Origin of the sequence: Saccharomonospora sp. NPDC046836, assembly GCF_040645195.1 — a bacterium.
In the GTDB taxonomy this organism is placed as follows: Bacteria; Actinomycetota; Actinomycetes; order Mycobacteriales; family Pseudonocardiaceae; genus Prauserella_A.
This window is the reverse complement of sequence record NZ_JBEYXW010000133.1, coordinates 1-1089: the sequence shown is the minus strand read 5'-3', so window position 1 is coordinate 1089 and position 1089 is coordinate 1. Positions and strand designations below refer to the sequence as shown.

Sequence of the window (1089 nt, the reverse complement as noted above, 5' to 3'; positions counted from 1 at the left end):
GAGCCCTTGTCGCCGCCGTCCAGGATGGCCTTCACCTGCTTGGCGACGGCGGAGGCGTCCACACCCTGTGCACCGTCGGTCGAGCACGAAGCCGAGGCGGTCCCGGCCCCGATGCCAAGGATCGGCAGTGCCAGCAGGAGCGGTCCGGTGGCGCACAGACCGACGAGGGCTCCCGTCGTCTTCTTCACGGCCGCCGCCGTTCAGCGCGACGGCGGTGCGGACGGGGCGACGGAGGTGGGTCGGGGCGGGTGTGTCAGGGCATGCTGCATCGCAGCGGCTCCTCGGTGTTCGTAGGAGGCGCGGTGCCGACTTCTCGTGCAAAGCCGTCGGCGCCGCGCCGATGTGCATCCGCCTCTCGGCGGGCCCGGGTCAGAGGAGTTGGTAGCTCCAGGACGCCAGTTTCAGGTCACGCGCGGCAGCCAGCCGCGCTCGTAATCTCAGGCAGTGCACAGGGGCCTCCTCACAGCGCTCGCGGGCAGATGGGCAACATGCATCCGACGCTGCTCGATTGGACGAGACAACACGGATAGGCACAGCTCAACGGGGGTGGAGCAGCTCTCCTTCCCGGTGGCACGGCGAGACAGTAGACCGGGATTCCGGCCGCGCCAAACGACTGCCATCCAGGGGCCCGAAGCAGGGAGCCACCTCGTTAGGCGCGGCCGGAATTCGCCGTTAACCTCCGCTGCAACCTCGCACCGGATGCGCGCCGTTGAGCGCTGCCCGGAGCAGGTCCAGACTCCGCCGCGCCCGAAGAGAGGCCCTCCCCATGAGCTACACGCTGCACCGAGGCGACGCCCTGACCGTCCTGAAGTCCCTCCCGGACGAGAGCGTCCAGGCGGTGATCACCGACCCGCCGTACAACTCCGGGGGCCGCACCAGCTCCGATCGAACCGGCCGCACCGCACGTGCCAAGTACGTCACCAGCAACTCGGCGCACGACCTCGCCAATTTCCCGGGCGAGAACCGCGACCAGCGCTCCTACCGCTCCTGGCTCACCGAACTGCTCACCGAGGCGTACCGGGCCTCGACCGAGCACGCGGTCGCGATGGTCTTCACCGACTGGCGCCAGGAGCCGACCACCTCCGACGC

The 1089-nt window shown here is 69.5% G+C and carries 1 protein-coding gene and 1 pseudogene; one reads left to right on the top strand and one right to left on the bottom strand.

The genetic code is table 11. From position 1 onward, the window contains the following. Window positions 1–188 (bottom strand): hypothetical protein (locus tag ABZ863_RS35720; RefSeq protein WP_358544226.1); only part of this gene is annotated, 188 nt, incomplete at its 3' end. 578 nt (window positions 189–766) lie between these two features. Between ABZ863_RS35720 and ABZ863_RS35715 the strand changes: the two are divergent. Further along, window positions 767–1089 (top strand): annotated as a pseudogene (locus tag ABZ863_RS35715) (site-specific DNA-methyltransferase); the annotation flags it as partial.